This window comes from Kitasatospora purpeofusca, assembly GCF_036010405.1.
GTDB lineage: Bacteria > Actinomycetota > Actinomycetes > Streptomycetales > Streptomycetaceae > Kitasatospora > Kitasatospora purpeofusca.
Genome location: NZ_CP108561.1, coordinates 3,193,378 through 3,219,627, shown reverse-complemented (window position 1 = coordinate 3,219,627; position 26,250 = coordinate 3,193,378). Strand labels below are relative to the sequence as shown.

General features: G+C 72.9%; 15 protein-coding genes. 11 read left to right on the top strand and 4 right to left on the bottom strand.

Features of this window, described 5'->3' with window-relative positions; translation table 11 throughout:
* The first annotated feature begins 2 nt into the window (after positions 1-2).
* On the top strand, positions 3-644 hold the full coding sequence (locus OG715_RS13885) for a TetR/AcrR family transcriptional regulator (protein ID WP_266269018.1): 642 nt from the start codon (positions 3-5) through the stop codon (positions 642-644).
* Between the two features lie 282 nt (positions 645-926).
* Entirely contained in the window at positions 927-1,973 is a 1,047-nt protein-coding gene (locus OG715_RS13880; RefSeq protein WP_407660978.1) for an endonuclease/exonuclease/phosphatase family protein, read from the top strand.
* A 25-nt stretch (positions 1,974-1,998) separates the two neighbouring features.
* Here OG715_RS13880 and OG715_RS13875 read toward each other — a convergent pair whose 3' ends face one another.
* Positions 1,999-3,753: an NAD+ synthase gene (locus OG715_RS13875; protein WP_266269016.1), complete on the bottom strand. Its 1,755-nt coding sequence runs from the start codon at positions 3,751-3,753 to the stop codon at positions 1,999-2,001.
* 151 nt (positions 3,754-3,904) lie between these two features.
* On the opposite strand from OG715_RS13875, the gene OG715_RS13870 reads away from it, so the two are divergent.
* The gene (locus OG715_RS13870) at positions 3,905-5,266 is read left to right on the top strand and encodes a glutamine synthetase family protein (RefSeq protein WP_266269015.1); all 1,362 of its coding nucleotides are present in this window, start codon (positions 3,905-3,907) and stop codon (positions 5,264-5,266) included.
* 186 nt (positions 5,267-5,452) lie between these two features.
* Entirely contained in the window at positions 5,453-6,664 is a 1,212-nt protein-coding gene (locus tag OG715_RS13865; protein ID WP_266269014.1) for a hypothetical protein, read from the top strand.
* Here the strand turns inward: OG715_RS13865 and OG715_RS13860 are convergent.
* On the bottom strand, positions 6,631-7,791 hold the full coding sequence (locus OG715_RS13860; RefSeq protein ID WP_266269012.1) for an acyltransferase family protein: 1,161 nt from the start codon (positions 7,789-7,791) through the stop codon (positions 6,631-6,633). The genes OG715_RS13865 and OG715_RS13860 overlap by 34 nt on opposite strands.
* Positions 7,792-7,974: 183 nt before the next feature.
* Between OG715_RS13860 and OG715_RS13855 the strand changes: the two genes are divergently transcribed.
* Positions 7,975-10,992: a bifunctional [glutamine synthetase] adenylyltransferase/[glutamine synthetase]-adenylyl-L-tyrosine phosphorylase gene (locus OG715_RS13855; protein WP_266269010.1), complete on the top strand. Its 3,018-nt coding sequence runs from the start codon at positions 7,975-7,977 to the stop codon at positions 10,990-10,992.
* Between the two features lie 72 nt (positions 10,993-11,064).
* Here OG715_RS13855 and OG715_RS13850 read toward each other — a convergent pair whose 3' ends face one another.
* Positions 11,065-11,973 (bottom strand): phosphatase PAP2 family protein, encoded by a 909-nt coding sequence (locus OG715_RS13850; RefSeq protein WP_266269008.1) that lies wholly within the window; start codon positions 11,971-11,973, stop codon positions 11,065-11,067.
* A 329-nt stretch (positions 11,974-12,302) separates the two neighbouring features.
* On the opposite strand from OG715_RS13850, the gene pulA reads away from it, so the two are divergent.
* From pulA to OG715_RS13820, 6 genes are all read left to right on the top strand, one after another.
* The gene (gene pulA, locus OG715_RS13845; protein WP_407660977.1) at positions 12,303-17,861 is read left to right on the top strand and encodes a pullulanase-type alpha-1,6-glucosidase; all 5,559 of its coding nucleotides are present in this window, start codon (positions 12,303-12,305) and stop codon (positions 17,859-17,861) included.
* A gap of 570 nt (positions 17,862-18,431) precedes the next feature.
* A complete protein-coding gene (locus OG715_RS13840) occupies positions 18,432-20,768 on the top strand; it encodes a M4 family metallopeptidase (protein WP_266269006.1) in 2,337 nt (778 codons plus the stop codon).
* Positions 20,769-21,055: 287 nt separating this feature from the next.
* On the top strand, positions 21,056-22,450 hold the full coding sequence (locus tag OG715_RS13835; RefSeq protein WP_266269005.1) for an ammonium transporter: 1,395 nt from the start codon (positions 21,056-21,058) through the stop codon (positions 22,448-22,450).
* Positions 22,447-22,785, top strand: coding sequence for a P-II family nitrogen regulator (locus tag OG715_RS13830; protein WP_266269004.1), 339 nt, complete (start codon positions 22,447-22,449; stop codon positions 22,783-22,785). Before OG715_RS13835 ends, OG715_RS13830 begins: the two co-directional genes overlap by 4 nt.
* A gap of 271 nt (positions 22,786-23,056) precedes the next feature.
* A complete protein-coding gene (locus OG715_RS13825; protein ID WP_266269003.1) occupies positions 23,057-24,883 on the top strand; it encodes a carbohydrate-binding module family 20 domain-containing protein in 1,827 nt (608 codons plus the stop codon).
* 116 nt (positions 24,884-24,999) lie between these two features.
* On the top strand, positions 25,000-25,221 hold the full coding sequence (locus OG715_RS13820) for a hypothetical protein (RefSeq protein WP_266269002.1): 222 nt from the start codon (positions 25,000-25,002) through the stop codon (positions 25,219-25,221).
* A gap of 64 nt (positions 25,222-25,285) precedes the next feature.
* Here OG715_RS13820 and OG715_RS13815 read toward each other — a convergent pair whose 3' ends face one another.
* Positions 25,286-26,029 (bottom strand): SDR family oxidoreductase, encoded by a 744-nt coding sequence (locus OG715_RS13815; protein WP_266269001.1) that lies wholly within the window; start codon positions 26,027-26,029, stop codon positions 25,286-25,288.
* Between the last annotated feature and the right edge of the window lie 221 nt (positions 26,030-26,250).

Genomic DNA, 26,250 nt, shown 5'->3' with positions numbered 1-26,250 from the left:
AGATGAAGACCGACCCGACGGCCGCGCCGCCGCCCTGCACCGGCCCGCGCCGAGGCAGGCCCCGCAGCGAGGCCGCCGAACAGGCGATCTTCGCCGGCGTCGAGGAACTGATGGCGGCCGGCACCAGCCTGGCGGAACTGACCATCGAGGGCATCGCCACCGCCGCCGGCGTCGGCAAGGCCACCATCTACCGCCGCTGGCCCAACAAGGAGGCCCTGCTGATCGACATGGTCAGCAGACTGGAGGAGCCGCTCCCCGAGACCACCGGGTCGATCCGCGGCGACCTCGTCGCGATGGTCGAGTACATGCGGCTGCGCGGCCTGGCCAAGCGCTCCCGCTGGGTGCTCAAGGCGGCGCTCGGCCAGATGCACAGCTGGCCCGAGCTGCACGCCGCCTACCGCGAACGGGTGATCGCACCCCGCCGGGAGGCCGCCCGCCAGGTGATCCGGCGCGGTGTCGCCGGCGGCGAGCTGCGCGCCGACCTCGACGAGGAACTGCTCGGCGACCTGCTGATCGGCCCGATCCTCGCCCGCAGCGTGCTCTGGGACGACTCCGACCTCGACGACCCGCGGCTCGCCGAGCGGATGGTCGACGCCCTCCTCGGCGGCGTCGCCGGCCCCGCCCTCCGGCCCGCCCGGACCTGACCGGGCCTGACCGGGCGGGCACTCCCGCGGCCGTTCCGCGCCCCCGGCCCGCCCTCCCGTCGGCATCGCCGCAGGCCGGGAGACGGTTCCGGCCCGACCGACCGCGCAGTGGCCTGGCTCACCAACCCGGCCACGCCGGAACCCGGGTCGGCCGACCGAGCGTCTGTCCCGACATAGGCTGGGCCGGAATCCGACCGAACCGGCACAGGTCCGGCACGCCCTCCGCCACCCGGCGGCGGCGCACCGCGGACGGACAGACGGCGCGAACGACGGGAGTCACGGATGGCGCAGGCGGACAGGGCGGACCGGGTGTCCCCGGCAGCGGCCGGCGACCCGGGATCCGGCCGACGCCCGGCCGGGTTCCTCGGCGTGCGCGGCTGGGGCCGGGACGCCCGGGGCAGCAGCACCTGGTGGCGCGGCCTCGTCGTCGCCGTCCTGGCCCTGCTGCTCGGCGCCCTGATGGCCTTCCACGCCGAGGTGCCGAACAGCGTCGGCAACCTCGGCAGCCTGCTGGAGACCTTCCTGCCCTGGCTGGGGCTGGCCGTGCCGGTCCTGCTCGTCCCCGCCCTGCTGCGCCGCTCCGCCACCGCGCTGCTCGCGCTGCTGGTGCCGGTGGTGATCTGGGCCAACATGTTCGGCGGCCTGCTCACCGACAAGAGCGGCGGCACCGGCGACTTCACCGTGGTCAGCCACAACGTGGCCGCCGCCAACACCGACCCGCAGGGCACCGTCCGGATGCTGGAGAAGTCCGGGGCGCAGATCGTCGCGCTCCAGGAGCTGGCCGGGAAGCCGCTGCGCGCCTACGAGACCGGGCTGGCCGCGAGCTACCCGTACCACGCGGTGGAGGGCACGGTCGGGCTCTGGTCCAAGTACCCGATCGGCGACGTCTCGGTGGTGGACATCAAGATGGGCTGGACCAGGGCGTTCCGGGCCGAGGTGACCACCCCGAAGGGCCCGCTCGCGGTGTACGTCGCCCATCTGCCGTCGGTCCGGCTCAAGGCCGAGGGCGGCTTCACCGTCAACCAGCGGGACGTCAGCGCCCAGGCGCTGGGCGACGCGGTCGAGGCCGAGCCGCTGAAGAAGGTGCTGCTGCTCGGCGACCTCAACGGCACCATGAACGACCGCAGCCTGGCGCCGGTCACCTCGCAGATGCGCTCGGCCCAGGGCGCGGCCGGGGACGGCTTCGGCTTCAGCTGGCCGGTGTCCTTCCCGATGGCCCGGATCGACCAGATCATGAGCAAGGGCGGACTGGAGCCCACCGACTCGCGGACCCTGGAGCGGGACGGCAGCGACCACCTCGCGGTGGCCGCCACCTATCGCTACAAGTGAGCCCGGCGAACAATCGAGGCAGTACTCAGCCCCGGCGCCACCGGTTGGTGATCGGGAGCCGGCGGTCCCGGCCGAAGCCCTTGACCGAGATTTTCGGGCCCGGCGGGTACTGCCGGCGCTTGTACTCGGCGGTGTCGACCAGCCGCACCACCCGGTCCACCACGGCCGGGTCGAAGCCGGCCGCCACGATCGCGTCCCGGCCCTGGTCGCCCTCGATGTAGAGGTCGAGGACGGTGTCCAGCAGGTCGTAGTCCGGCAGCGAGTCGGTGTCCTTCTGGTCCGGCCGCAGCTCGGCGGACGGCGGCTTGACGATGGTGTTCTCCGGGATCGGCGGCACCGCGCCGAGCCGCCCGGCCTCCTCGTTGCGCCAGCGGGCCAGCCGGAAGACCAGCGACTTGTAGACGTCCTTGATCGGGCCGTAGGCGCCGACCGAGTCGCCGTACAGGGTCGAGTAGCCGACCGCCAGCTCGCTCTTGTTGCCGGGCGCGAGCACGATGTGCCCCTCCTGGTTGGAGATCGCCATCAGCAGGGTGCCGCGCAGCCGGGACTGGAGGTTCTCCTCGGCCAGTCCGGTCAGCTCGGTGGCGGCCATGTAGGCGTCGAACATCGGGGCGATCGACACCGTGCGGAAGTTCAGCCCGGTGCGGTGGGCCAGCTCGGCCGCGTCGTCCCGGGAGTGCTGCGAGGAGTAGCGGCTCGGCATCGAGACGCAGTGCACGTTCTCGGCGCCGACCGCGTCCACCGCGATGGCGGCCACCACGGCCGAGTCGATGCCGCCGGACAGGCCGATCAGCACCGAGCGGAAGCCGTTCTTGCGCACGTAGGCCCGGGTGCCGGCGACCAGCGCGGACCAGATCTCGGCCTCGTCGGTGATCCGCGGCGCGACCTCGGCGCGGACCGCCTCGGCGGGCGCGTCGGCGCTCCCGCTGCCCAGCTCGGCGCGGACCAGGTGCAGGCCGTCGGAGAGCAGCAGCCCGTCGGTGTGGTCGCTGCCGGCGGCCGGCAGGTCGAGGTCCAGCACCAGCAGGTGCTCCTCGAACTGCGGCGAGCGGGCCAGCACCTCGCCGTCCGGGGCGACCACGATCGAGTCGCCGTCGAAGACCAGCTCGTCCTGGCCGCCGACCATGTTCACGTAGGCGAGCGCGCAGCCGGCCTCGGCGGCCCGGCGCCGCACCAGCTCCAGCCGGGCGTCGTCCTTGTTGCGCTCGTACGGCGAGCCGTTGATCACCAGCAGCAGGCCCGCCCCGGCCTCGCGGGCGGCGGTCACCCGGCCGCCGTCCTGCCAGATGTCCTCGCAGATCGCCAGCGCGACGTCCACCCCGTGCACCCGCACCACCGGCAGCTGGTCGCCGGGGACGAACCAGCGGTACTCGTCGAACACGCCGTAGTTCGGCAGGTGGTGCTTGGCGAACCGGGTGGCGACCTCGCCGCGGAACAGCACCGCGGCGCAGTTCTGCGGGGAGCCGGCCGGCCGGCCGAAGCGCGGCGAGGGCTGCTCGGAGCGGCCGAGGTAGCCCACCACCACCGGCACCTCGCCGAGCCCGGCTGCGGCGAGCCGCCCGGCCAGCTCGGCCAGTCCGGACCGCGACGCCTCGACGAAGGAGCGGCGCAGCGCGAGGTCCTCGACCGGGTAGCCGGTCAGGGCCATCTCGGGGAACGCGACCAGCTGGGCACCGGCCTCGACGGCCTGCCTGGTCCAGCGCACCACCTCGTCGCCGTTGCGCGCGATGTCACCGACCCAGGGGTCGGTCTGGCAGAGGGCGAGACGCAGATTGGGCATGCCACCGAGTCTAATCGTCGATCTGACGAAATGTCTTGGCCGGGGTCGCCACTGCCTCCGGCGGCCGCGATCCGCCATGATGGGAGCAGTCGCTGCCGGGGTGGTTTCCGGGCGTAACACGAACGTAAAGAGCAGAGGTGAGACTGTCCCCATGGGCAAGCAGCAGGAGTTCGTGCTTCGGACGCTCGAAGAGCGTGACATCCGGTTCGTCCGGCTGTGGTTCACCGATGTCCTGGGGTTCCTCAAGTCGGTCGCGGTGGCGCCGGCCGAGCTGGAGCAGGCGTTCGAGGAGGGCATCGGCTTCGACGGCTCGGCGATCGAGGGATTCGCCCGGGTGTACGAGTCCGACATGATCGCGAAGCCGGACCCGACCACCTTCCAGATCCTGCCGTGGCGCTCGGAGACCCCGGGCACCGCGCGGATGTTCTGCGACATCCTGATGCCGGACGGCTCGCCCTCCTACGCCGACCCGAGGTTCGTGCTGAAGCGCACCCTGGAGAAGGCCTCCGCCCAGGGCTTCACCTTCTACACCCACCCCGAGATCGAGTTCTTCCTGCTGAAGAACCTGCCCGGCGACGGCACCGCGCCGATCCCCGCCGACCACTCCGGCTACTTCGACCACACCCCGCGCGGGGTGGGCCACGACTTCCGCCGCCAGGCGATCACCATGCTGGAGTCGATGGGCATCTCGGTGGAGTTCTCCCACCACGAGGGCGCCCCGGGGCAGCAGGAGATCGACCTGCGCTACGCCGACGCGCTCTCCACGGCCGACAACATCATGACCTTCCGGCTGGTGATGAAGGAGGTCGCGCTGGAGCAGGGCGTGCACGCCAGTTTCATGCCGAAGCCCTTCTCCGACCACCCCGGCTCGGGCATGCACACCCACCTCTCGCTGTTCGAGGGCGACCGCAACGCCTTCCACGAGACGGGCGCCGAGTACCAGCTCTCCAAGGTCGGCCGCTCCTTCATCGCCGGCCTGCTCCGCCACGCCGCCGAGACCGCCGCCGTCACCAACCAGTGGGTGAACTCCTACAAGCGGATCTGGGGCGGCTCCCAGCGCACCGCCGGCGCCGGCGGCGAGGCCCCGTCGTACATCTGCTGGGGCCACAACAACCGCTCCGCGCTGATCCGGGTCCCGATGTACAAGCCGGGCAAGCAGGGCTCCACCCGGGTCGAGGTCCGCTCCCTGGACACCGGCTGCAACCCCTATCTGGCCTACGCCGTCACCCTGGCGGCCGGTCTGAAGGGCATCGAGGAGGGCTACGAGCTCCCGCCGGGCGCCGACGACGACGTGTGGGCCCTCACCGACCCCGAGCGCCGCGCCCTCGGCATCCAGCCGATGCCGCAGAACCTGGGCGAGGCGATCGACCTGATGCAGCGCAGCGAGCTGGTCGCGGAGACGCTGGGCGAGCATGTCTTCGACTTCTTCCTGCGCAACAAGAAGCAGGAGTGGGAGGAGTACCGCTCCGAGGTCACCCCCTTCGAGCTGCGCAAGAACCTCCAGGTCCTGTAGGGGGAATCCCCGCCACAGGGGGCTGACGCCACGTCAAGCATCACCGGGCCCGCCGTCGTTCCAATGGATGACGGCGGGCCCGCCGTTTGGGTTGGCCCGTTCCCTGATGGCGGTACGTGAGGGGATTGTGACGTTGCGTTGTGATCCGATAAGCGTGATCAATCCCCTCCCCCCTGAGAGGACCTCATGCCCTCCTCCACCGTCAGCCGCGCCGCCGCCGTCCGTACCCTCGCCCGTCGGATCGGGATCAGCGGTGTGGCCGTCGTCGCCGTCGCCGGACAGCTGCTCACCGCCCCGATCGCGGACGCCCGCGGCTCGGGCCCCAAGGGCCCGCAGCAGCGTGCCGACACCATCGTCTCCAACCCGCTGCCGTTCAAGACCCGCTTCCAGGGCGACTTCCACGGCTCCGTCACGCGGATCAGCAACTCCCTGATGACCTGTGACGAGACCCAGCCGCCGGTCGACCCGGCGCAGCCGCCGTGCGTGGACGCCCGGACCGGTGCGGGCAGCCGGCCGATCAACAACAACTACCAGATGAAGTACATCAACATCGATCCGGGCAGCATCGGCCCGCTCGGCGACGAGATCTACTCGGCCAGCTCGGCCGACCTCGGGCTGCTGGAGGGCTCCAAGGTCAAGTACGCCCGGCTGTACTGGGGCGGCACCCGGGGCATCGGTACCACCGTCCTGCCGGAGAGCCGGATCGACGAGATCTACCTGAAGGTCCCGGGCGAGAACCAGTACCGCAACATCGCCAACGACCAGCCGTCCATCGGCTACATCACCACCACCGACGAGAGCAGCTACCAGGCCTCCGCCGACATCACCGACCTGGTGAAGAACGCCGGCAACGGCACCTACACCGCCGCCAACATGGACTCGGTGGTCAAGCCGCACAGCTGGGGCGGCTGGTCGATCGTGGTGGCGTACGAGAACGACTGCAAGCCGCTGCGCCACGTCCACATCTGGGACGGCTTCCAGGTGGAGCTGCCGGACAGCCCGCCCCGCGAGTTCACCCTCGACGGGCTGCAGACCCCGGCCACCGGGCCGGTCGCCGGCAAGCTCGGCTTCATCGTCTACGACGGCGACCTGAAGTGGACCGGGGACACCCTGGCGATGAAGTCCACCAACGGGCCGCTGTCGATCTTCTCGGACGTCAACCACGCCTCCAACGACGCGTTCAACTCCACCATCGAGGAGTTGGTCCCCGCGGACCAGTTCGTCCGCAACCCGTACAACCGCAACAACTTCGGCTACGACTCCAACCGCTGGGACATCTCGCCGTTCCTGCGCAACGGGGACACCGACATCAGCATCAAGTTCGACACCGACAAGGACGGCTACGACCTCGGTGTCTTCTACGCCTACGTGAACCTGGACGGCTCGCTGGAGGGCTGACCGCCCGGCACCGACCGGCGCCGCTGCCGCACCACCCGCACCGGGGGGTGCGGCAGCGGCGTTCCGGCGGGCCGGGGCGCCCCGCGCAGCAGTCGCTCGCAGGGGCGCTCCACCCACCGGTGGAGGGCGCCCGCCGCGGCCAGTGTCCCGGTGGCGAGCAGCAGGTCGACGGCGAGCAGCGCGAGCGTCCCGGCCGGTCGGCCGGCCGTCCACAGCCAGCAGCGGATGCCGATCTCGTGCACCAGGTACCAGGCGTAGGACCACTCGCCGAGCAGCACCGCCGTCCGCCCGGAGAGCAGCCGGGGCGCCGTGCCCGCCGCGTCCCGCCCGGCGGCGGCCACCAGCAGGGCCGCGAACAGCGGGGCCGGGAACAGCTGCGAGGCGCTGTACGGGCCCCACCACAGGGTGTCGGGGACGGCCGCGTGCCAGGGCACCAGCAGGAGGTGCCAGCCGGCCACCGCCGCCGCGGCCGCGCCGAGCCGCACCCGGGGGAGCAGCCCGTGCCGGGCGGCCAGCCCGGTGACCACCCCGAGCACGAACTGCGGGGTGCGGGTCAGCGGCAGGTAGTCCAGCAGCCAGCCGCGCAGGGCGGGATCGGCGGGCAGCAGCGCGCCCGCCGCCCAGAGCACCGGGCCGAGCGCGGCGCAGGCCGCCGCCAGCGGCAGCCAGCTCCGCCGGCGCGGGGCCAGCAGTCGCAGCAGGGCCGGGAACAGCAGGTAGAACCAGGCCTCGGCGCCCAGCGACCAAGAGGCCGGGTTGCCGCCGAAGACCGTCCCCGGCGCCCAGGCGTGCAGCAGCGGCAGCGACCAGAGCACGGCCGCCAGCGGCACGGCCAGGCCCAGGGCGGCGTTCGCGCCCAGCGACAGCGCGGTGGTCAGCGCGTGCAGCGGCCAGATCCGGGCGAACCGGCGCCGGGCGAAGGACCGGGCGCCGGCGGGCGAGCCGTCGTACGTCCAGGCGAGGACGAAGCCGGAGAGGACGAAGAAGAAGGTGACCCCGGAACGCCCGTACCAGGAGAGCGGGCCGAGCAGCGGCAGCTCGCCGAGCTTGCGCGCCAGGTGGTAGAGCACCACCAGCAGCGCGGCCCAGAAGCGCAGCCCGGTGAGCGAGGGCAGACGGCCGGGCATCGGACCCTCCGGGAGGGTGGGGGAGGCGGCGGGCGGGGACGCCGGGTGAACGAGCGCGGCGGCCCCGGGGTCACGGACGGGCGACACCGGTGTCCGTCCGGCGGTCACGCCCGGGCGTGCCGCGCCGGGGGCGCGTAGCCTGCTGGGGCGGACGGGGGGCGGACGGACGGAGGGGCGGTAGCGGTGGAGGAACAGCGGGCCGGCAGCCGGGTGAGCCGACCGGAGACCAGACTGGCGCGACGGGGGTTCACCGACCCCGCCAAGGCGCTGCGGCTGCTCGCCGAACCGGCCCTGGACGGGCTGGCCGCGGACCCGGTCGTGCTCGACGCGCTCGCCGCCACCGCCGACCCCGACCTCGCCCTGCTCGGCCTGTCCCGGCTGCTGGAGGCCGCCGAGGAGACCGACCGGCACACCCTGCGCGACACCCTGACCACCTCCAAGCCGCTGCGCGACCGGCTGCTCGGGGTGCTCGGCGCGTCCACCGCGCTCGCCGACCACCTCGCCAGGCACCCGCACGACTGGCACGTCCTGGTCACCTTCGAACTGCGCGACATGCACCCCGGTCCGGCGGACTTCCGCCGGGCGCTCGCCGAGGCCGTCGCCGCCGACCCCACCGGCCGCCCGGCCGACGCGCTGCGGGTCGGCTACCGCCGCTGCCTGCTGGCGGTCGCCGCCCGTGACCTCACCGGCACCACCGACCTCGCCCAGACCGCCGCCGAACTCGCCGACCTGGCCGGCGCCACCCTCCAGACCGCCCTGGACCTGGCCGCCGCGCAGGACCCGGAGGCCGCCGCCGACTGCCGGCTCGCCGTCATCGGCATGGGCAAGTGCGGCGGCCGCGAGCTCAACTACGTCTCCGACGTGGACGTCATCTTCGTCGCGGAGCCGCGCGAGGGCGTCGAGGAGCACCGGGCGGTCAAGGCCGCCACCCGGCTGGCCGCCGCGCTCACCCGGCTGTGCGCCGACACCACCGGCGAGGGCACCATCTGGCCGGTGGACGCCAATCTGCGCCCCGAGGGCCGCAACGGCCCGCTGGTTCGCACCCTGGCCAGCCATGTCGCCTACTACCGGCGCTGGGCCAAGACCTGGGAGTTCCAGGCGCTGCTCAAGGCCCGCCCGGTGGCCGGCGACGCCGAACTCGGCGAGGCGTACGTCGCCGAGCTGGCGCCGATGGTCTGGCAGGCCGCCGCCCGGGAGAACTTCGTCACCGATGTGCAGCAGATGCGCCGCCGGGTGATCGACTCGATCCCCGCCACCGAGCTGGACCGCCAGCTCAAGCTGGGCCCCGGCGGGCTGCGCGACGTCGAGTTCTCCGTCCAGCTGCTCCAACTGGTGCACGGCCGCACCGACGGGGCACTGCGCAGCGGCAACACCCTGGAGGCGCTGGCCGCGCTCTCCCGGGGCGGCTACGTGGGTCGCGCCGACGCCGCCTCGCTGGACGCCGCCTACCGGTTCCTGCGCTCGCTGGAGCACCGGATCCAGTTGCACCGGCTGCGCCGCACCCATCTGATGCCCACCGACGAGGAGGACCAGCGCCGACTGGCCCGCTCGCTGGCGCCGCTGATCAACGACGACACCAGGGCCGACCCGGTCGCCGCGCTGCGGCGGGAGTGGAAGCGGCACGCCGTCGAGGTGCGCCGGCTGCACGAGAAGCTGTTCTACCGGCCGCTGCTGGACGCCGTCGCCGAGCTGCCGCCGGGCGCGGCGGGTCTGCGCCAGGACGCGGCCCGGGCCCGGCTGGAGGCGCTGGGCTACGCCGACCCGGCCGCCGCACTGCGGCACCTGAGCGCGCTCGCCGCCGGGGTCAGCCGCAAGGCGGCGATCCAGCGCACCCTGCTGCCGGTGCTGCTCGGCTGGTTCGCCGACTCCGCCGACCCGGACGCCGGACTGCTCAACTTCCGCCAGGTCTCGGACGCGCTCGGCCGCACCCCCTGGTACCTGCGGCTGCTGCGCGACGAGAGCGCCGCCGCCGAGCAGCTGGCGCGGGTCCTGTCGGCCGGACGGCTCGCCCCCGACCTGCTGCTGCGGGCACCGGAGGCGGTCGCCATGCTCGGCGACCCGCAGGGACTGGTGCCGCGCGGGCGGCCCGCGCTGGAGCAGGAGGTGCTGGCCGCCGTCCGCCGGGCCGACTCGGTGGCCGGCGCGGTCGCGGCGGTGCGCTCGGTGCGCCGCCGGGAGCTGTTCCGCACCGCCGCCGCCGATGTGCTCGGGCGGCTCGGCGAGGACCCGGCGCAGGCGCTGGACACCGCCGGCGAGGCGCTCACCGCCCTCAACGCGGCCACCCTGCAGGGCGCGCTGCGGGCCTGCGTGGCCGGCTGGGAGGCCCGCAACGGCGAGCTGCCGACCCGGATCGCGGTGATCGCGATGGGCCGGTTCGGCGGGCACGAGCTGGGCTACGGCTCGGACGCGGACGTGCTCTTCGTCCACGAGCCGCTGCTCGGCTCGCTGGAGGAGGACGCCGCCCGGGCCGCCCAGTCGGTCTGCCACGAGCTGCGCACCCTGCTCGCCGCGCCGTCCACCGAGCCGCCGCTGGAGGTGGACGCCGACCTGCGGCCGGAGGGGCGCAACGGCCCGCTGGTGCGCTCGCTCGCCTCGTACACCGCGTACTACCGGCGCTGGTCGCACGCCTGGGAGAGCCAGGCGCTGCTGCGGGCCGAACCGGTGGCCGGGGACCCGGAGCTGGGGGAGCGGTTCCGGCAGCTGATCGACCCGCTGCGCTTCCCCGGCGAGGGGGTGCCCGAGCGGGACGTGCTGGAGATCCGCCGGATCAAGGCCAGGATCGAGGCGGAGCGGCTGCCGCGCGGCGCCGATCCGACCACCCACACCAAGATCGGCCGGGGCGGGCTGGCGGACGTCGAGTGGACCGTCCAGCTGCTCCAGCTGCGGCACGGGCACGAGCTGCCGGGGCTGCGCACCACCCGGACCAGGGCGGCGCTGGCGGCGGCGGTCGGGGCCGGGCTGGTCGGCGCGGAGGACGCGGAGGTGCTGGACGCGGCCTGGGTGCTGGCCTCCCGGGTGCGTTCGGCGGTGATGCTGGTGCGCGGCCGGCCGGGCGACTCCTTCCCGGTGGACACCCGGGAGCTGGCCGGGGTGGCCCGCTACCTGGGGTACGGGGCCGGGCACAGCGGCGAGGTGGTGGACGACTACCGGCGCACCACCCGGCGGGCCCGGTCGGTGGTGGAGCGGCTGTTCTACGGCTGACGGACTTCTGCGGGGAATGCCGAGAGGGGCCCCGGTCGCCCGGAGCCCCTCTCCACGTCCTCGTCCTCGGCCTCAGCGGCGGGAGCTGCTCACCGCGGGCTCGCTCCACTGCTCGGGCACGGTGACCGGCTCGGCCGGCAGCTCCCGGGCGGGCACCTGCGGAAGTCTGTACACCCAGGAGTGGTAGAGCCAGCCCGCGGTGAGGAAGCCCACCAGCAGGCACAGCAGGCCGCCGACGGCGTCCATCCAGAAGTGGTTGGCGGTGGCGACGATCACCATCAGGGTGGCCGCCGGGTAGAGCAGGCCGAGCACCCGGATCCAGGTCCGGCGGGCCAGGAAGAAGATGGTCAGCCCGCACCACGTCGACCAGCCGATGTGCATCGAGGGCATCGCGGCGAACTGGTTGGAGACGTGGGTGGCCGGGCCGGAGGCCATCGAGCCCCAGGTGCCGTGCGTCTTCACGGTGTCGATGAAGCCGCCGTCGGTCATCAGCCGGGGCGGGGCCAGCGGGAAGAAGTAGAAGCCGACCAGCGCGATCGCGGTGGTGACGAACAGCACCGTGCGGGTCGCGGCGTAGCGGCCGGGGTGCCACCGGTAGAGCCAGACCAGGACGCCGATGGTCACCACGAAGTGCAGCGTCGCGTAGTAGTAGTTCATCCCGGTGATCAGCCAGCCGACGCTGTCGACCGCGTGGTTGATCGAGCGCTCGACGGCGATGCCGAGGGAGCGCTCGAGGTCCCAGATCCAGCCGGCGTGCTTCTGCGCGATCGTCTCCTGCTCGGGGACGGCGTTGCGCACCAGGGAGTAGATCCAGTAGCTGACGCCGATCAGTGCCAGCTCGAACCAGAGTCTCGGCCGCGCGGGCGACCGGCGCTGCTCGCGGACGCGGTCACGCAGGGCCGCGGTACGGGTGCGGGCCGCACGGGTGGCTCCGTCGGGCATGCGGCCGCCGTTCTGCTGGATCTCGGTCGGTTCCCCCATGGACGAGAAGTCTGCCAGACGTCCCGTAGCCGTCTGCTCATCCTCCGGAAGTGGATTCTTCACCGGCTGTCCCCCTTCAGAGGTAGGGGGTGGCTCCCACCGGGGGAGGGGGTGCGGACGGATCTGGGGTCAACCGGTGGGACGGGCATACGTCCCATTGTCACGCCGGACGGGCGGGGCGGCGCAATCGGGGGTGGGAGCGCGGGAGCGGGGCGGATTTTCCCCGACCGAAACGCTTTCTGCATCTTGCTGAAACATATTGCAGGCCGCTAGCGTCTCGGCCACCCGACCACCCCATGACCCCGTATACCCGCGCAAGGGAGCCTTCAGTGGCCGAAGTCCCGCCCCGCCGCCGGCGGAGCACCCCTCGCAGACCCGGACGGACGGCGGTGCTCCTCGCCGCCGCGCTCACCGCCGCCACCCTCGGCACCGCCGGACCGGCCGCGCTCGCCGCCGCCCCGCCCGGACCGCCCTCGGACGCCGCGCTGGCCGCCACCGCCGGACGGCACGACCTCACCCGCGAGCAGTTCTACTTCGTCCTGCCGGACCGCTTCGCCAACGGCGACCGGGGCAACGACACCGGCGGCATCACGGGCACCCGCCTGGACCACGGCCTCGACCCGGCCGACAAGGGCTTCTACCACGGAGGCGACCTCGCCGGGCTGATCCAGCGGCTCGACTACATCCAGGACCTCGGCACCACCGCGATCTGGATGGCGCCGATCTTCACCAACAAGCCGGTCCAGGGCACCGGGGACGCCGCCAGTGCCGGCTACCACGGCTACTGGATCACCGACTTCACCCGGGTCGACCCGCACTTCGGCACCAACGAGCAGTTGAAGGAGCTGATAGCCAAGGCCCACGCCCGGGGCATCAAGGTCTTCTTCGACGTCATCACCAACCACACCGCCGACATCATCGACAACCGGCAGGGGCAGTCCGGCTACCGCAGCACCGGCGCGTACCCCGTGCTGGACGCCGACGGCAACCCCGTCGACGAGACCGCGCTCGCCGACGCGCCCCCAGCCTCCGGCCGGGAGGTGCCCCCAGAGCGGGCCTGGCCGAAGCTGACCAAGGACTCGTTCCCCTACAGCCCGGTGTTCCGCAAGCCCTCCGACGCCACCGCCAAGACCCCGGCCTGGCTCAACGACCCCGCGCTCTACCACAACCGGGGCGACTCCACCTTCGCCGGCGAGTCCGCCACCGAGGGCGACTTCTCCGGCCTCGACGACCTCGACACCCAGAACCCCAAGGTGGTCAAGGGCTTCGAGAAGGTCTACCAGCAGTGGGTCGAGGAGGCCGGCGTCGACGGCTTCCGGATCGACACCGTCAAGCACGTCAACATGGCCTTCTGGCAGCAGTGGGCGCCCGCGCTCAAGGAGTTCGCCGCCAAGCGCGGCAACAAGAAGTTCTTCATGTTCGGCGAGGTCTACTCCGGCGACCCGGCCGTCACCGCGCCCTACGTCACCAGGGGCAGGCTCCAGGCCACCCTGGACTTCCCGTTCCAGGGCGCCGCCCGCGCCTACGTCTCCCAGGGCGGCACGGCCCGCGGCCTGGCCGAGCTCTACGGCCAGGACCACCGCTACACCACCGCCGACACCGACGCCTACGAGCTGCCGACCTTCCTCGGCAACCACGACATGGGCCGCTTCGGCTCCTTCCTGCTCGCCGACAACCCCGGCGCCGACGAGGCCACCCTGCTGAAGAAGGACCGGCTCGGCAACGAGCTGATGTTCCTCACCCGGGGCCAGCCCGTCGTCTACTACGGCGACGAGCAGGGCTTCACCGGCGCCGGCGGCGACAAGGACGCCCGCCAGGACGTCTTCGCCTCGCAGACCCCCTCCTACAACGCCGACCGCGTCCTCGGCGGCGCCCCCGGTTCCGCCGACCGCTACGACCGGGACGCCGCGCCCTACCGGGACGTCGCCGCCCTCGCGAAGCTCCGCCGCGACCACCCGGCGCTCGCCGACGGCGCCCAGATCGAGCGGTACGCGGCCGACGGCCCCGGCGTCTACGCCTTCTCCCGGATCGACGCCGCCCAGCAGGTCGAGTACCTGGTCGCGGTCAACAACGCCACCGAGGCGAAGACCGTCACCCTGGACACCTTCTCGGCCGGACAGGGCTTCGACCCGGTCTACCCGGCCCCCGGCGCGCGGACCACCAGCGGCGCCGACCGCAGGGTCACCGTCACCGTCCCCGCGCTGTCCTCGGTCGTGCTCAAGGCCGCCGGGAAGCTCGCGCCGGCCGCCGCCGCGCCCTCGATCACCCTGGAGGCGCCCGCCGAGGGCTCCACCGGCACCGTCACCGTCCGCGCCGAGGTGCCCGGCGGCGGCTTCGGCCGGGTCACCTTCGCGGCGCAGATCGGCGACCGGCCCTGGCAGGTGCTCGGCAGCTCCGACACCGGTGCGTCCGGCTCCGCCGGCCAGAGGCCCTATGCCGTCACCCAGGACCTCACCGGCGTCGCCCCCGGCACGCCCGTCCGCTACAAGGCCGTGGTCCAGGACGCCGCCGGCCGGCTGCGCTCCGCGACCGGCGGCTTCAGCACCGGCACCCCGGCCCCGAAGCCCGTCCCCAGCGCCGCCGCCCGCCCGTACGCCGTCGTCCACTACCAGCGCAGGAACGGCGACTACGACGGCTGGAACCTCTACGCCTGGGGCGACCTCGCCGACGGCGAGGCCACCCAGTGGCCCGCCGGCCACGGCTTCACCGGCCGGGACGCCTACGGCGCCTTCGCCCATGTGAAGCTCAAGCCGGGCGCCTCGGACCTCGGCTTCGTCGTCGAGAAGGACGGCGTCAAGGACGTCGACGCCGACCGGCACCTCGACCTCGGCACCACCGGCGAGGTCTGGCTGAATGAGGGCGACCCGGCCGTCCGCACCGAGAACCCCGGCCCGGTGAACACCCCGCCCGCGGGCACCGCCGTGCTCCACTACAACCGGGCCGACGGGAACTACGACGGCTGGGGCCTGCACGACTGGACCGGCGCGGCCAGCCCCACCGACTGGGGCAACCCGCTGCAGCCCGTCCGCCGGGACGCCTTCGGCGCCGTCTTCGAGGTGCCGCTCGCCCCCGGCGCGACCAGCCTCAGCTACATCCTGCACAAGGGGAACGACAAGGACCTGCCCGCCGACCAGTCGCTCGACCTGGCCGGCACCGGCCGCGAGGTCTGGATCCTCGGCGGCCGCGAGGGCTACCTGCTGCCGCAGTCCGGCGGCGCCTCCTCCCAGCTGGACCCCGCCACCGCCAAGGCCCAGTGGATCGACGCCCGCACCGTCCTCGTCCCGCCCGGGTACGGCGCCGGGGACGCCGTCCTCGCCGCCGGCACCAGCGCCCAGCTGGTGTACGACCCGGCGGGCGGCCTCCGGGCCGACCGGGGCACGCTGACCGGGCCCGGCCGGTGGATCCGGCTGGAGCCCGTGCCCGGCGGGCCGACCGTCGCCCAGAAGGCGGCCTTCCCGCACCTGGCCGGCTACCGCGCCTTCACCGTGGACCCGCGCGACACCGCCCGGGTGCCCGAAGCCCTGCGCGGCCAGCTGCTGTTCACCGAGCACCTGCCGAGCGGCGCCGCCCTCGCCGCCACCGGCGTGCAGATCCCCGGTGTGCTCGACGACCTGTACGCCCGCCGCACCGGCCGGGTCGACTTCGGACCCGCGTACTACAACGGCAAGGTCGCGCTCTCGCTCTGGGCACCGACCGCGCAGGAGGTCTCCGTCCAGGTCTTCGACACCGCCACCGGCGGCACCCCGAGGACCCTGCCGCTGAAGCGCGACGAGGAGACCGGCGTCTGGGAGCTCGTCCGGGACCGGGCCGAACTCGACGGCAAGTACTACCTGTACCAGGTGAAGGTCTGGGCGCCGACGGTCCAGCAGCTGGTCGTCAACACCGTCACCGACCCGTACTCCGTCGCCCTCTCCACCGACTCCCGGCGCAGCCTGGTCGCCGACCTCGCCGCGAAGGCGCTCAAGCCGCCGGGCTGGGAGGACCACGCCGTGCCGCCGGCCGTCCCGCTCGGGCGGGAGCAGATCCAGGAGCTGCACGTCCGGGACTTCTCCGTCGCCGACGACACCGTTCCGGCCGCCGAGCGCGGCACCTACCTGGCCTTCACCGAGTCCGAGGCGGCCGGAACGAAGCACCTGCGCGAGCTCGCCTCGGCCGGGGTCACCACGATCCACCTGCTGCCGACCTTCGACATCGCCACCATCAGGGAGAACCGGGCCGAGCAGCAGCTGCCCGCCTGCGACCTCGCCGCGCCGGCCGCCGACAGCGAGAAGCAGCAGGAGTGCGTGGCGGCCGTCGCCGCCCAGGACGCCTACAACTGGGGCTACGACCCGCTCCACTACAACGTGCCGGAGGGCTCGTACGCCACCGACCCCGAAGGGACCGCGCGCACCGTCCAGTTCCGGCGGATGGTGCAGGCGATCCACGCGGCCGGCCTGCGGGTGGTGCTCGACGTCGTCTACAACCACACCGCCGCGAGCGGCCAGGCCGAGCACTCGGTGCTGGACCGGGTCGTCCCCGGCTACTACCAGCGGCTGGACGCCAACGGCAAGGTGACCGCGGACAGTTGCTGCGCCGACACCGCGCCCGAGCACGCCATGATGAACCGCCTGGTGGTCGACTCCGTCACCACCTGGGCGCGCGAGTACAAGGTGGACGGCTTCCGCTTCGACCTCATGGGCCTGGACCCGAAGTCCACGATGCTGGACGTGCAGGCCGCGCTGCGCCGGATGACGCCGGACTCGGACGGCGTGGACGGCAAGAACGTCCTGCTCTACGGCGAGGGCTGGAACTTCGGCGCGGTGGCGGACAACGCCCGGTTCGAGCAGGCCACCCAGCGGAACATGGCCGGCACCGGCATCGCCACCTTCGACGACCGGTTCCGGGACTCCGCGCGCGGCGGCAACTTCCAGCTCTCCTCGGCGCCCCAGCAGGGCTTCGCCTCGGGCCTGTTCACCGACCCGAACGGCTCGGCCGCCAACGGCACCCCGGAGCAGCAGAAGGCCCGGCTGCTCCAGCAGACGGACCGGCTCAAGGTGGGGCTGACCGGCAACCTGGCCGACTACTCCTTCACCGACAGCTCCGGTCGGACCGTCACCGGCAAGGACGTCGACTACAACGGCGCCCCGACCGGCTACGCGGCCCGGCCCGGGGAGGCGCTCGCCTACGTGGACGCGCACGACAACGCCGACCTGTTCGACGCGCTGGCGTACAAGCTGCCGGCCGGTACCGCGCCCGCCGACCGGGCCCGGACACAGGCGCTGGCGCTCGCGCTGACCACGCTGTCGCAGGGCCCCGGCTTCGTCCAGGCGGGCAGCGACCTGCTGCGTTCCAAGTCGCTGGACGCCAACTCCTACGACTCCGGCGACTGGTTCAACGCGATCCACTGGGACCCGCGGGACGGCAACGGCTGGGGCCGGGGGCTGCCGCCGGCCGCGGACAACAAGGAGCTGTGGCCCACCGCCAAGGCCCTGTTGGCGGATCCGCGGCTGACCGTGGGCCCCGCCGACATCGCGGCGGCGGGCGCGCAGTACCAGGACTTCCTGCGGATCAAGCGCTCCTCGCCGCTGTTCGCGCTGCCGACCCTGGCGGCCGTGCAGCAGCGGCTCGGCTATCCGCTGTCGGGCACGCCCGGCGAGGTCCCGGGGGTGCTCACCCTGCACCTGGACGGCACCGGGCTGCCGGGCGCGGAGAAGGGGATCACGGTGGTGTTCAACGCGACGCCCACCGAGCGGAGCCAGACCGTCGGCGCGCTCGCCGGGACGGCCCAGGTGCTCCACCCGGTCCAGGCCGCCGGCGCCGACCCGGTGGTGAAGCGGTCGGGCTTCGCCGCGGCGACCGGAACCTTCACCGTGCCGGGCCGCACGGTGGCGGTGTTCGTGCAGCGCTGACGGTCCGTCGTCGACCGGGCCCCGTTCCGTCACCGCGGAGCGGGGCCCGGGACTGATCCACAGGGTTTCCGGTTCCATTCAATGTATGGAGTTGGCCGGAAACCGCCCCTGGCACGGCCGGAAAGGGGAGGTGCCGCCCCCGCCGGGCGCCGGAGAGGGTCCTGCGGCCCGGGCCCGCGCCCTGAGCGCTGGTCAGTGCCAGCAGGGGGTGACCAAACCTTTCGGCGGACATGAAAACGATCGTCGGATGTTCTTGCCGCCGTAACACTCCTGACCTTCCGGCAGATGTACGGCCCGGTAGCTAATCGGCCAATCACTGGCATGCATCTGTCATTAACGGCTCGTTTGCTGCCACGATTCCTCCGGCTGCAGATGAGGGGGCCCCACCCCCCGGTGCAGCTGTCCGAGGTCAGGAACGGCGCGATCCCCCTGCCGAAACGCTTTACCACCTTGCTCCGCAACCGCACCCGCGCCGCGCACCGGCGGCGGGGGCCCCCACTGAGTCGCAACCCTGCGACCAGGTTCTGTCCACCGCCCGCGAACCCCGCGGCGGTCGGAAAAGGAGTCCGCATGTCCCGTTACGCCCACGCCCGGAAGGCAGCGGTTGTCATGGCCGCCACCACCGCGCTGCTGGTGACCGGTTTCCCGGCCCTCGCACAGGCGGTCACCCCCGACGCGCCGACCGCCGTCGCCGCGCAGCAGGCGAGCCGCGCCGAGCTGATCGCCTCCGCGACCCAGCAGACCGCCGGCCTCGCCCAGACCCTGGGCCTGACCGCGAACGAGAAGCTGGTCACCAAGGATGTCGTCCAGGACACCAACGGCGCCCGCCACCTGCGCTACGAGCGCACCTACGCCGGCCTTCCGGTGCTCGGCGGCGACCTGATCGTCCACCAGGACGCCACCGGTGCCACCACGGGCGTGACCAAGGCCAGCGAGGCCGTGCTGAGCGGCGTGAACACCACGCCGAAGCTCGCCGCGCCGAAGGCCCAGGAGGCGGCGCTGGCCGCCCAGGCCGGCTCCGCGGTCGACACCGCTCCGCGCCTGGTCGTCTGGGCCGCCGACGGGACCCCGAAGCTCGCCTGGGAGACCGTCGTCTCCGGCAAGGAGTCGGACGGTACCCCGAGCCGCCTGCACGTCGTCACCGACGCCTCCACCGGTGCCGTGCTGAGCCAGAACGAGGGCATCAAGACCGGCACCGGCACCGGCGTCTTCGTCGGCAACGTGCCGCTGACCACCACCCAGAGCGGGTCCTCGTACCAGCTCAAGGACGGCACCCGCGGTGGGCAGTACACCACCGACATGGGCAACCGGACCACCGGCAACGGCACCCTGTTCAGCAAGTCCAGCGACACCTGGGGCAACGGCCAGGCCAGCAACCGCGAGTCCGCCGCCGTCGACGCCCAGTACGGTGCCGCCGCCACCTGGGACTTCTACAAGAACACCTTCGGCCGCAGCGGCATCCGCAACGACGGCGCCGGCGCGTTCAGCCGGGTCCACTACGACACGGGCTACGTCAACGCCTTCTGGGACGACGGCTGCTTCTGCATGACCTACGGCGACGGGTCCGGCGACACCCACCCGCTGACCGAGCTGGACGTGGCCGGCCACGAGATGAGCCACGGCGTCACCTCCGCCACCGCCAACCTCAACTACTCCGGCGAGTCCGGCGGCCTCAACGAGGCCACCTCGGACATCTTCGGCAACGCGGTCGAGTTCTACGCCAACCTGCCGAAGGACAACCCGGACTACCTGGTCGGCGAGCTCATCGACATCAACGGCAACGGCACGCCGCTGCGCTACATGGACAAGCCCTCCAAGGACGGCGGCTCGGCCGACTCCTGGTACTCGGGCGTCGGCAACCTGGACGTGCACTACTCGTCCGGTGTCGCCAACCACTTCTTCTACCTGCTGGCCGAGGGCAGCGGCGCCAAGGTGATCAACGGCGTCAGCTACAACAGCCCGACCACCAACAACATCACCGTCACCGGCATCGGCCGGGACAAGGCGCTGCAGATCTGGTACAAGGCGCTGACCTCGTACATGACCTCCACCACCAACTTCGCCCAGGCCCGCACCGCCACGGAGAACGCCGCCAAGGCCCTCTACGGCGACGGCAGCCCCGAGCTGATCGCGGTCGGCACCGCCTGGGCGGGCGTCAACGTCGGCACCGTGCCCCCGAACCCGGGCGGCGTCACCGTCACCAGCCCGGGCAACCAGAGCACCAAGGTCGGCACCGCCGTCAACCTGGCCATCAAGGCCACCGGCGGCACCGCCCCGCTCACCTACTCGGCCACCGGCCTGCCGGCCGGCCTGTCGATCAACGCCTCCACCGGTGCGGTCACCGGCACCCCGACCACCATCGGCACCTCCAACGTCACCGTGACGGCGAAGGACTCGGCGAACAAGACCGGTACGGCCAGCTTCACCTGGGCGGTCACCGACGGCAGCAGCACCTGCACCCCGGCGCAGCTGCTCGGCAACGCGGGCTTCGAGACGGGCACGGCCGCGCCGTGGACCGCCTCCAGCGGCGTCATCGACAACTCGTCCTCGCAGGCCCCGCACGGTGGCACCTGGAAGTCGTGGCTGAACGGCTACGGCTCCACCCACACCGACAGCCTCTCGCAGACGGTCACCATCCCGGCCGGCTGCAAGGCGACCCTGAGCTTCTACCTGCACATCGACACCGGCGAGTCCGGCACCACCCAGTACGACAAGCTGACGGTCCAGGTCAACGGCACCACGCTGAAGACCTACTCCAACGTGGACGCGGCCGCGGGCTACCAGCTGCGGACCTTCGACCTGTCGACCTACGCGGGCCAGACGGTGACCCTGAAGTTCAACGGCACCGAGGACTCCTCGCTGCAGACCAGCTTCGTGATCGACGACACCTCGATCGCCACGAGCTGACCCGGCGCCGGTGAACCCGGCGGAAACCAGGTAAAGACAGGGCAGGGCCCGGCGGGTGCGACCGCCGGGCCCTGTGTCGTGCCCGGGTGCGTGCCGTCGGTAGGGGTACGGTGCCGTGGCCGGGGGTGTGCGGTCCGGGTCCGTGAGCTTCCGGAAACCGTGCGGTCACCCCGGGGCAACCGGCGGGCAACACGAAACACGGGCGAAACGTGTCCGTCCGCGACCGGTAATCCGTTCTCGCCACACTTCCGGCACCTGCCCTCTTCGCAGCTCCCGGAGGACCTCCCATGCTCCTGGCCGCCTCCCTGGCCGTGTCCGCGGCCGCACCCGGCGCCGCCTCCCTGGCCGCCGACGCGCCGTCGGGGATCGACACCGGCGACACCGCCTGGCTGCTCGCCGCCACCGCACTGGTGCTGCTGATGACCCCGGGGCTGGCGCTGTTCTACGGCGGTATGGTCCGCGCCAAGAGCGTGCTCAACATGATCATGATGAGCTTCGTCTCGATCGCGGTGGTCACGGTGGTCTGGCTCCTGGCCGGCTACTCGCTCGCCTTCGGCCCGGACGCCGGCGGCTGGGGGCTGATCGGCGGCCTCGACCACCTGGGGATGGCCGGGATCACGCCCGCCTCGGTCACCGGCACCGTCCCCACCGTGCTGTTCGCGACCTTCCAGCTGACCTTCGCGATCATCACCGCCGCGCTGATCAGCGGCGCCATCGCGGACCGGGCCAGGTTCGGCGCCTGGGTGGCCTTCACCGCCGTCTGGACGCTGCTGGTCTATGTGCCGGTCGCGCACTGGGTGTTCGCGCCCGGCGGCTGGATCCTGTCCCGGCTCGGTGCGCTGGACTTCGCCGGCGGCACCGTGGTCGAGGTCAACTGCGGCGCGAGCGGACTGGCCCTGGCGCTGCTGCTCGGGCCCCGGATCGGCTTCCGCAAGGAGGCGATGCGCCCGCACAGCCTGCCGCTGGTGCTGCTCGGCGCGGGCCTGCTCTGGTTCGGCTGGTTCGGCTTCAACGCCGGTTCGGCGCTGGGCGCCAACGGCCTGGCCGCCTCCGCCCTGCTCAACACCCAGGCGGCCGGCTGCACCGGGCTGCTCGGCTGGCTGCTGGTCGAGAAGCGCCGGGACGGCCATGCCACCACCCTCGGCGCGGCCTCCGGCGCGGTGGCGGGCCTGGTCGCGATCACGCCGTCCTGCGGCAGCGTCGACCTGCTCGGCGCACTGGCGATCGGGCTGGCGGCGGGCGTGGTCTGCTCGTACGCGGTGAGCTGGAAGTTCCGCTTCGGCTTCGACGACTCGCTGGACGTGGTGGGCGTGCACTTCGTGGCCGGGGCGATCGGCACCGTACTGATCGGCCTCTTCGCCACCGCCACGATGACCGGCGGAGCGACGGGGCTGCTGCACGGCGGCGGTTTCGGGCAGTTGGGGCGTCAGCTGGTGGCCGTCGCCGCCGTCGCGGTCTACGCCTTCGCGGTCACCTACGGCATCGGGTGGGCGATCGAGCGGCTGATGGGCTTCCGGGCCGGCGAGGAGGACGAACTCACCGGCCTGGACCTCGCCGTGCACGCCGAGACCGCGTACGATCACGGCGTCCTGGGCCACGGCGTGCTGGGGCAGGGGAGTCTCCCGCCCCGCCCCACCGCCAGCGTGCTCGCGCACCCGTCCGACAAGGCGCCCTCCGCATGAAGCTGATCACCGCGATCGTGAAGCCGTTCAAGCTGGACGAGGTCAAGCGCGCGCTGCAGGCCGCCGGGGTGCACGGACTGACCGTCAGCGAGGCCAGCGGGTACGGCCGCCAGCACGGGCACACCGAGGTGTACCGGGGGGCCGAGTACCGGATCGACCTGGTGCCCAAGGTGCGGATCGAGGTCGTCGTCGAGGACGATGACGCGGACCTGGTGATCGAGGCGGTGGTCCGGGCGGCCCGGACCGGGAAGATCGGCGACGGCAAGGTGTGGGCGGTCCCGGTGGAGACCGTCGTCCGGGTGCGCACCGGCGAGCGCGGGCCGGACGCGGTCTGACGGACCGGGTCCGACGGCGCGGCTGCTGCCCGGCCGGGTCCGACGGCGCGGCTGCTGCCCGGCCGGACAGGCGCCATCCCTCCTCGGGGTGGCGCCTTCGCTTTGGGTTCGTTCACGACCTCTGCGGGCCCGCGGAAACCTTTCTCCCATCCCCTTGACGGGTCCTGGTGGCGACCCTAAATTCGGCGCAGCACATTTCCTGAAAGTTTCAGCAAGCTTTCATCAGCGGTACCCCGGCTGCCCCACCCCAGCCACCCCCACAGGAGACAACGTGGTCACCACCGTTCCCGCCCGTCGGCCTGCCCGCGGAACCGGGCCCGTCCGCAGAACCGGGCCTGCCCGCGGAACCGGGCCCGTCCGCAGCGCCAGGCCGGTCCGCAGTGCCGGGCCCCTCCGCGCGGCCGGCGCGCTCGGCGCCTCGGCGGCCCTCGCCCTCTCGCTCACCGCCGCCCTCGGCGCCCCCGCCGCACAGGCCGCCCCGCCCGGCGGCGGCAAGGACGTCACGGCCACCCTCTTCGAATGGCGCTTCGACTCGGTCGCCAGGGCCTGCACCGACACCCTCGGCCCGAAGGGCTACGGCTTCGTCGAGGTCTCGCCGCCCCAGGAGCACATCCAGGGCAGCCAGTGGTGGACCTCCTACCAGCCGGTGAGCTACCGGATAGCCGGGCGCCTCGGCGACCGGACGGCCTTCAAGAACATGATCGACACCTGCCACTCCGCCGGCGTCAAGGTGATCGCCGACTCGGTGATCAACCACATGTCGGCGGGTTCCGGCACCGGCACCGGCGGCACCGCGTACAGCAAGTACACCTACCCCGGGTACTACCAGGACCAGGACTTCCACTCCTGCCGACGGGCGATCGGCAACTACAACGACCGCTCCGACGTGCAGAACTGCGAGCTGGTCAACCTCTCCGACCTGGACACCGGCAGCGCCTACGTCCAGCGGACGATCGCGGCCTACCTGAACGACCTGGGCTCGCTGGGCGTCGACGGCTACCGGATCGACGCCGCCAAGCACATCGCCGCCGCCGACCTCGCCGCCATCAAGGCGCGGACGGCCAACCCGCAGGCCTACTGGGTGCAGGAGGTCATCCACGGCGCAGGCGAGCCGATCCAGCCCTCCGAGTACACCGGCACCGGCGACGTCGACGAGTTCCGCTCCGGCACCTGGCTGAAGAGCGCCTTCCAGGGCGGCCGGCTCGCCGACCTGTCCGGCTGGGGCGGCGGCCTGCTGCCCACCGACAAGGCCCGCACCTTCGTCGACAACTGGGACACCGAGCGCAACGGCTCCACGCTGACCTACCGGGACGGCTCCGCCTACACCCTGGCCAACATCTTCGTGCTGGCCCACCCGTACGGCTCGCCCAACGTCTACTCCGGCTACGCCTTCAGCGGCCACGACGACGGCCCGCCGAACGGCGGCACCGTCAACGCCTGCTACCAGGACGGCTGGAACTGCACCCACGCCTGGCGGCAGGTGGCCAACATGGTCGGCTTCCGCAACGCGGTGGCCGGCACCGGACTCACCGACTGGTGGTCCGACGGCAGCAACGCGATCGCCTTCGGCCGGGGCGGCAAGGGCTTCGTGGCGATCAACCGGGAGAGCGGCGCGATCGCCCGGACCTTCCAGACCTCGCTGCCGGCCGGCTCGTACTGCGACGTCCAGCACGGCGACCCGGTGGCCGGCGGGTGCACCGGCCCGTCCTACACCGTCGGCACGGACGGCCGGTTCACCGCCACCGTCGGCGCCGGCGACGCGGTCGCGCTGCACGTCGGGGCGCCCGGCGGCGGCACCGCGGTGACCGGCGGGGCGTCCTTCACCGTCGACGCGGCCACCAGCTGGGGGCAGAACGTCTACCTGGTCGGCGACAACGCGGCCCTCGGCGCCTGGAACCCGGCCGCCGCGCTGCCGCTCTCCTCGGCCGCCTACCCGCTGTGGAAGCTCGACGTGACGCTGCCCGCCGGGACGTCCTTCGCGTACAAGTACGTGCGCAAGGACGCCTCGGGCGCGGTCACCTGGGAGTCCGGGGCCAACCGGACCGCGACGGTGCCCGCCTCGGGCAAGGTGGTGCTGAACGACACCTGGCGTCCGTAGGCGGTGTCGGCGCGCGTGGGGGATGCCCGTCAGCCCGGTGCGACGGGCATCCCCCCTGCGAGTGGACCGGCGGCCGCAAACCCGCTTCGGCGGGTGAACTCCGGCAGCATCGCGGAATGAGCACCACCCCCGTCGTCCTCGACCTCGAACTCCGGGGCGGCCGCTGGGACGGCCACCGCAAGCGCGTCCACGCCGCCGCCCCGCCGCCCTCGCTGCGGATGGCGCTGCGGACCGAACTGCCCGCCGCCGAGGCGGGCGAGTACTGGCCCACCACCAGCGTCCACCTGCTGGTCGACGAGGACGGCGGGCGCCGCTACCGGCACTCCCACGACGAGTAGTGGGCGCCGGGGGTCCGATTGCCGGCCCCGGTGCCGGCCCAGGTGGCGGCGCCCGGGCGGCGGATCAGCCGCGGCCGACGTACGGCATGGTGGTCGCCATCACGGTGGCGAACTGCACATTGGCCTCCAGCGGCAGTTCCGCCATGTGCCGTACGGTGCGGGCCACATCGGCGACGTCCATGGTCGGCTCCACCGCGATCCGCCCGTCCGCCTGCCGGACGCCCAGGCTCATCGCGGCCGTCATGTCGGTGGCGGCGTTGCCGATGTCGATCTGCCCGCAGGCGATCCGGTACGGGCGGCCGTCCAGCGACAGCGACTTGGTCAGCCCGGTCACGGCGTGCTTGGTCGCGGTGTAGGCGACCGACTGCGGGCGCGGCACATGCGCGGAGATCGAACCGTTGTTGATGATCCGGCCGCCCTGCGGACGCTGCGCCCGCATCTGCCGGAACGCCGCCCGGGCGCACAGGAACGCGCCGGTCAGGTTGAGGTCCACCACGGCCCGCCACTCGGCGACGTCCAACTCGTCCACCGCGGCCGGGGCGCCGAAGGTCCCGGCGTTGTTGAACAGCAGGTCCACCCGCCCGAAGCGCTCGACCGCCGCCGCGAACAGCGCGTCCACGGCCTCCGGATCGGTGACGTCGGTCGGTGCCACCAGGGCCTCCGTGGCGATCGGCCGGGCGGTCTCGCGCAGCGGCTGCGCGCGCCGTCCGGCGAGCACCAGCTGCCAGCCCCCGGCGGCCAGCTCCCGCGCGACGGCCCGGCCGACGCCGCTCCCGGCTCCGGTGACAACGGCGATCTGTTCCAGCATGGCGGACTCCTCGGCTCGCGGCGGCTGGCCCGATCGTTCCCGATCCCCGCCCCGGCGTCACTGGTACGAGTGTCCAAGGCCCGGACGGCGCGGTGGCCGCTCGCTCGTTCGGGCGGTTCCGGCGGCGGGCGATGGACGCGCCCGCGACGGTGCCCGGTGCGGTCCCGGGGGAGGGCTCCGGTCGCGGTCCGGCGGATCCCCGCCGACCGGCGGGGGTACCA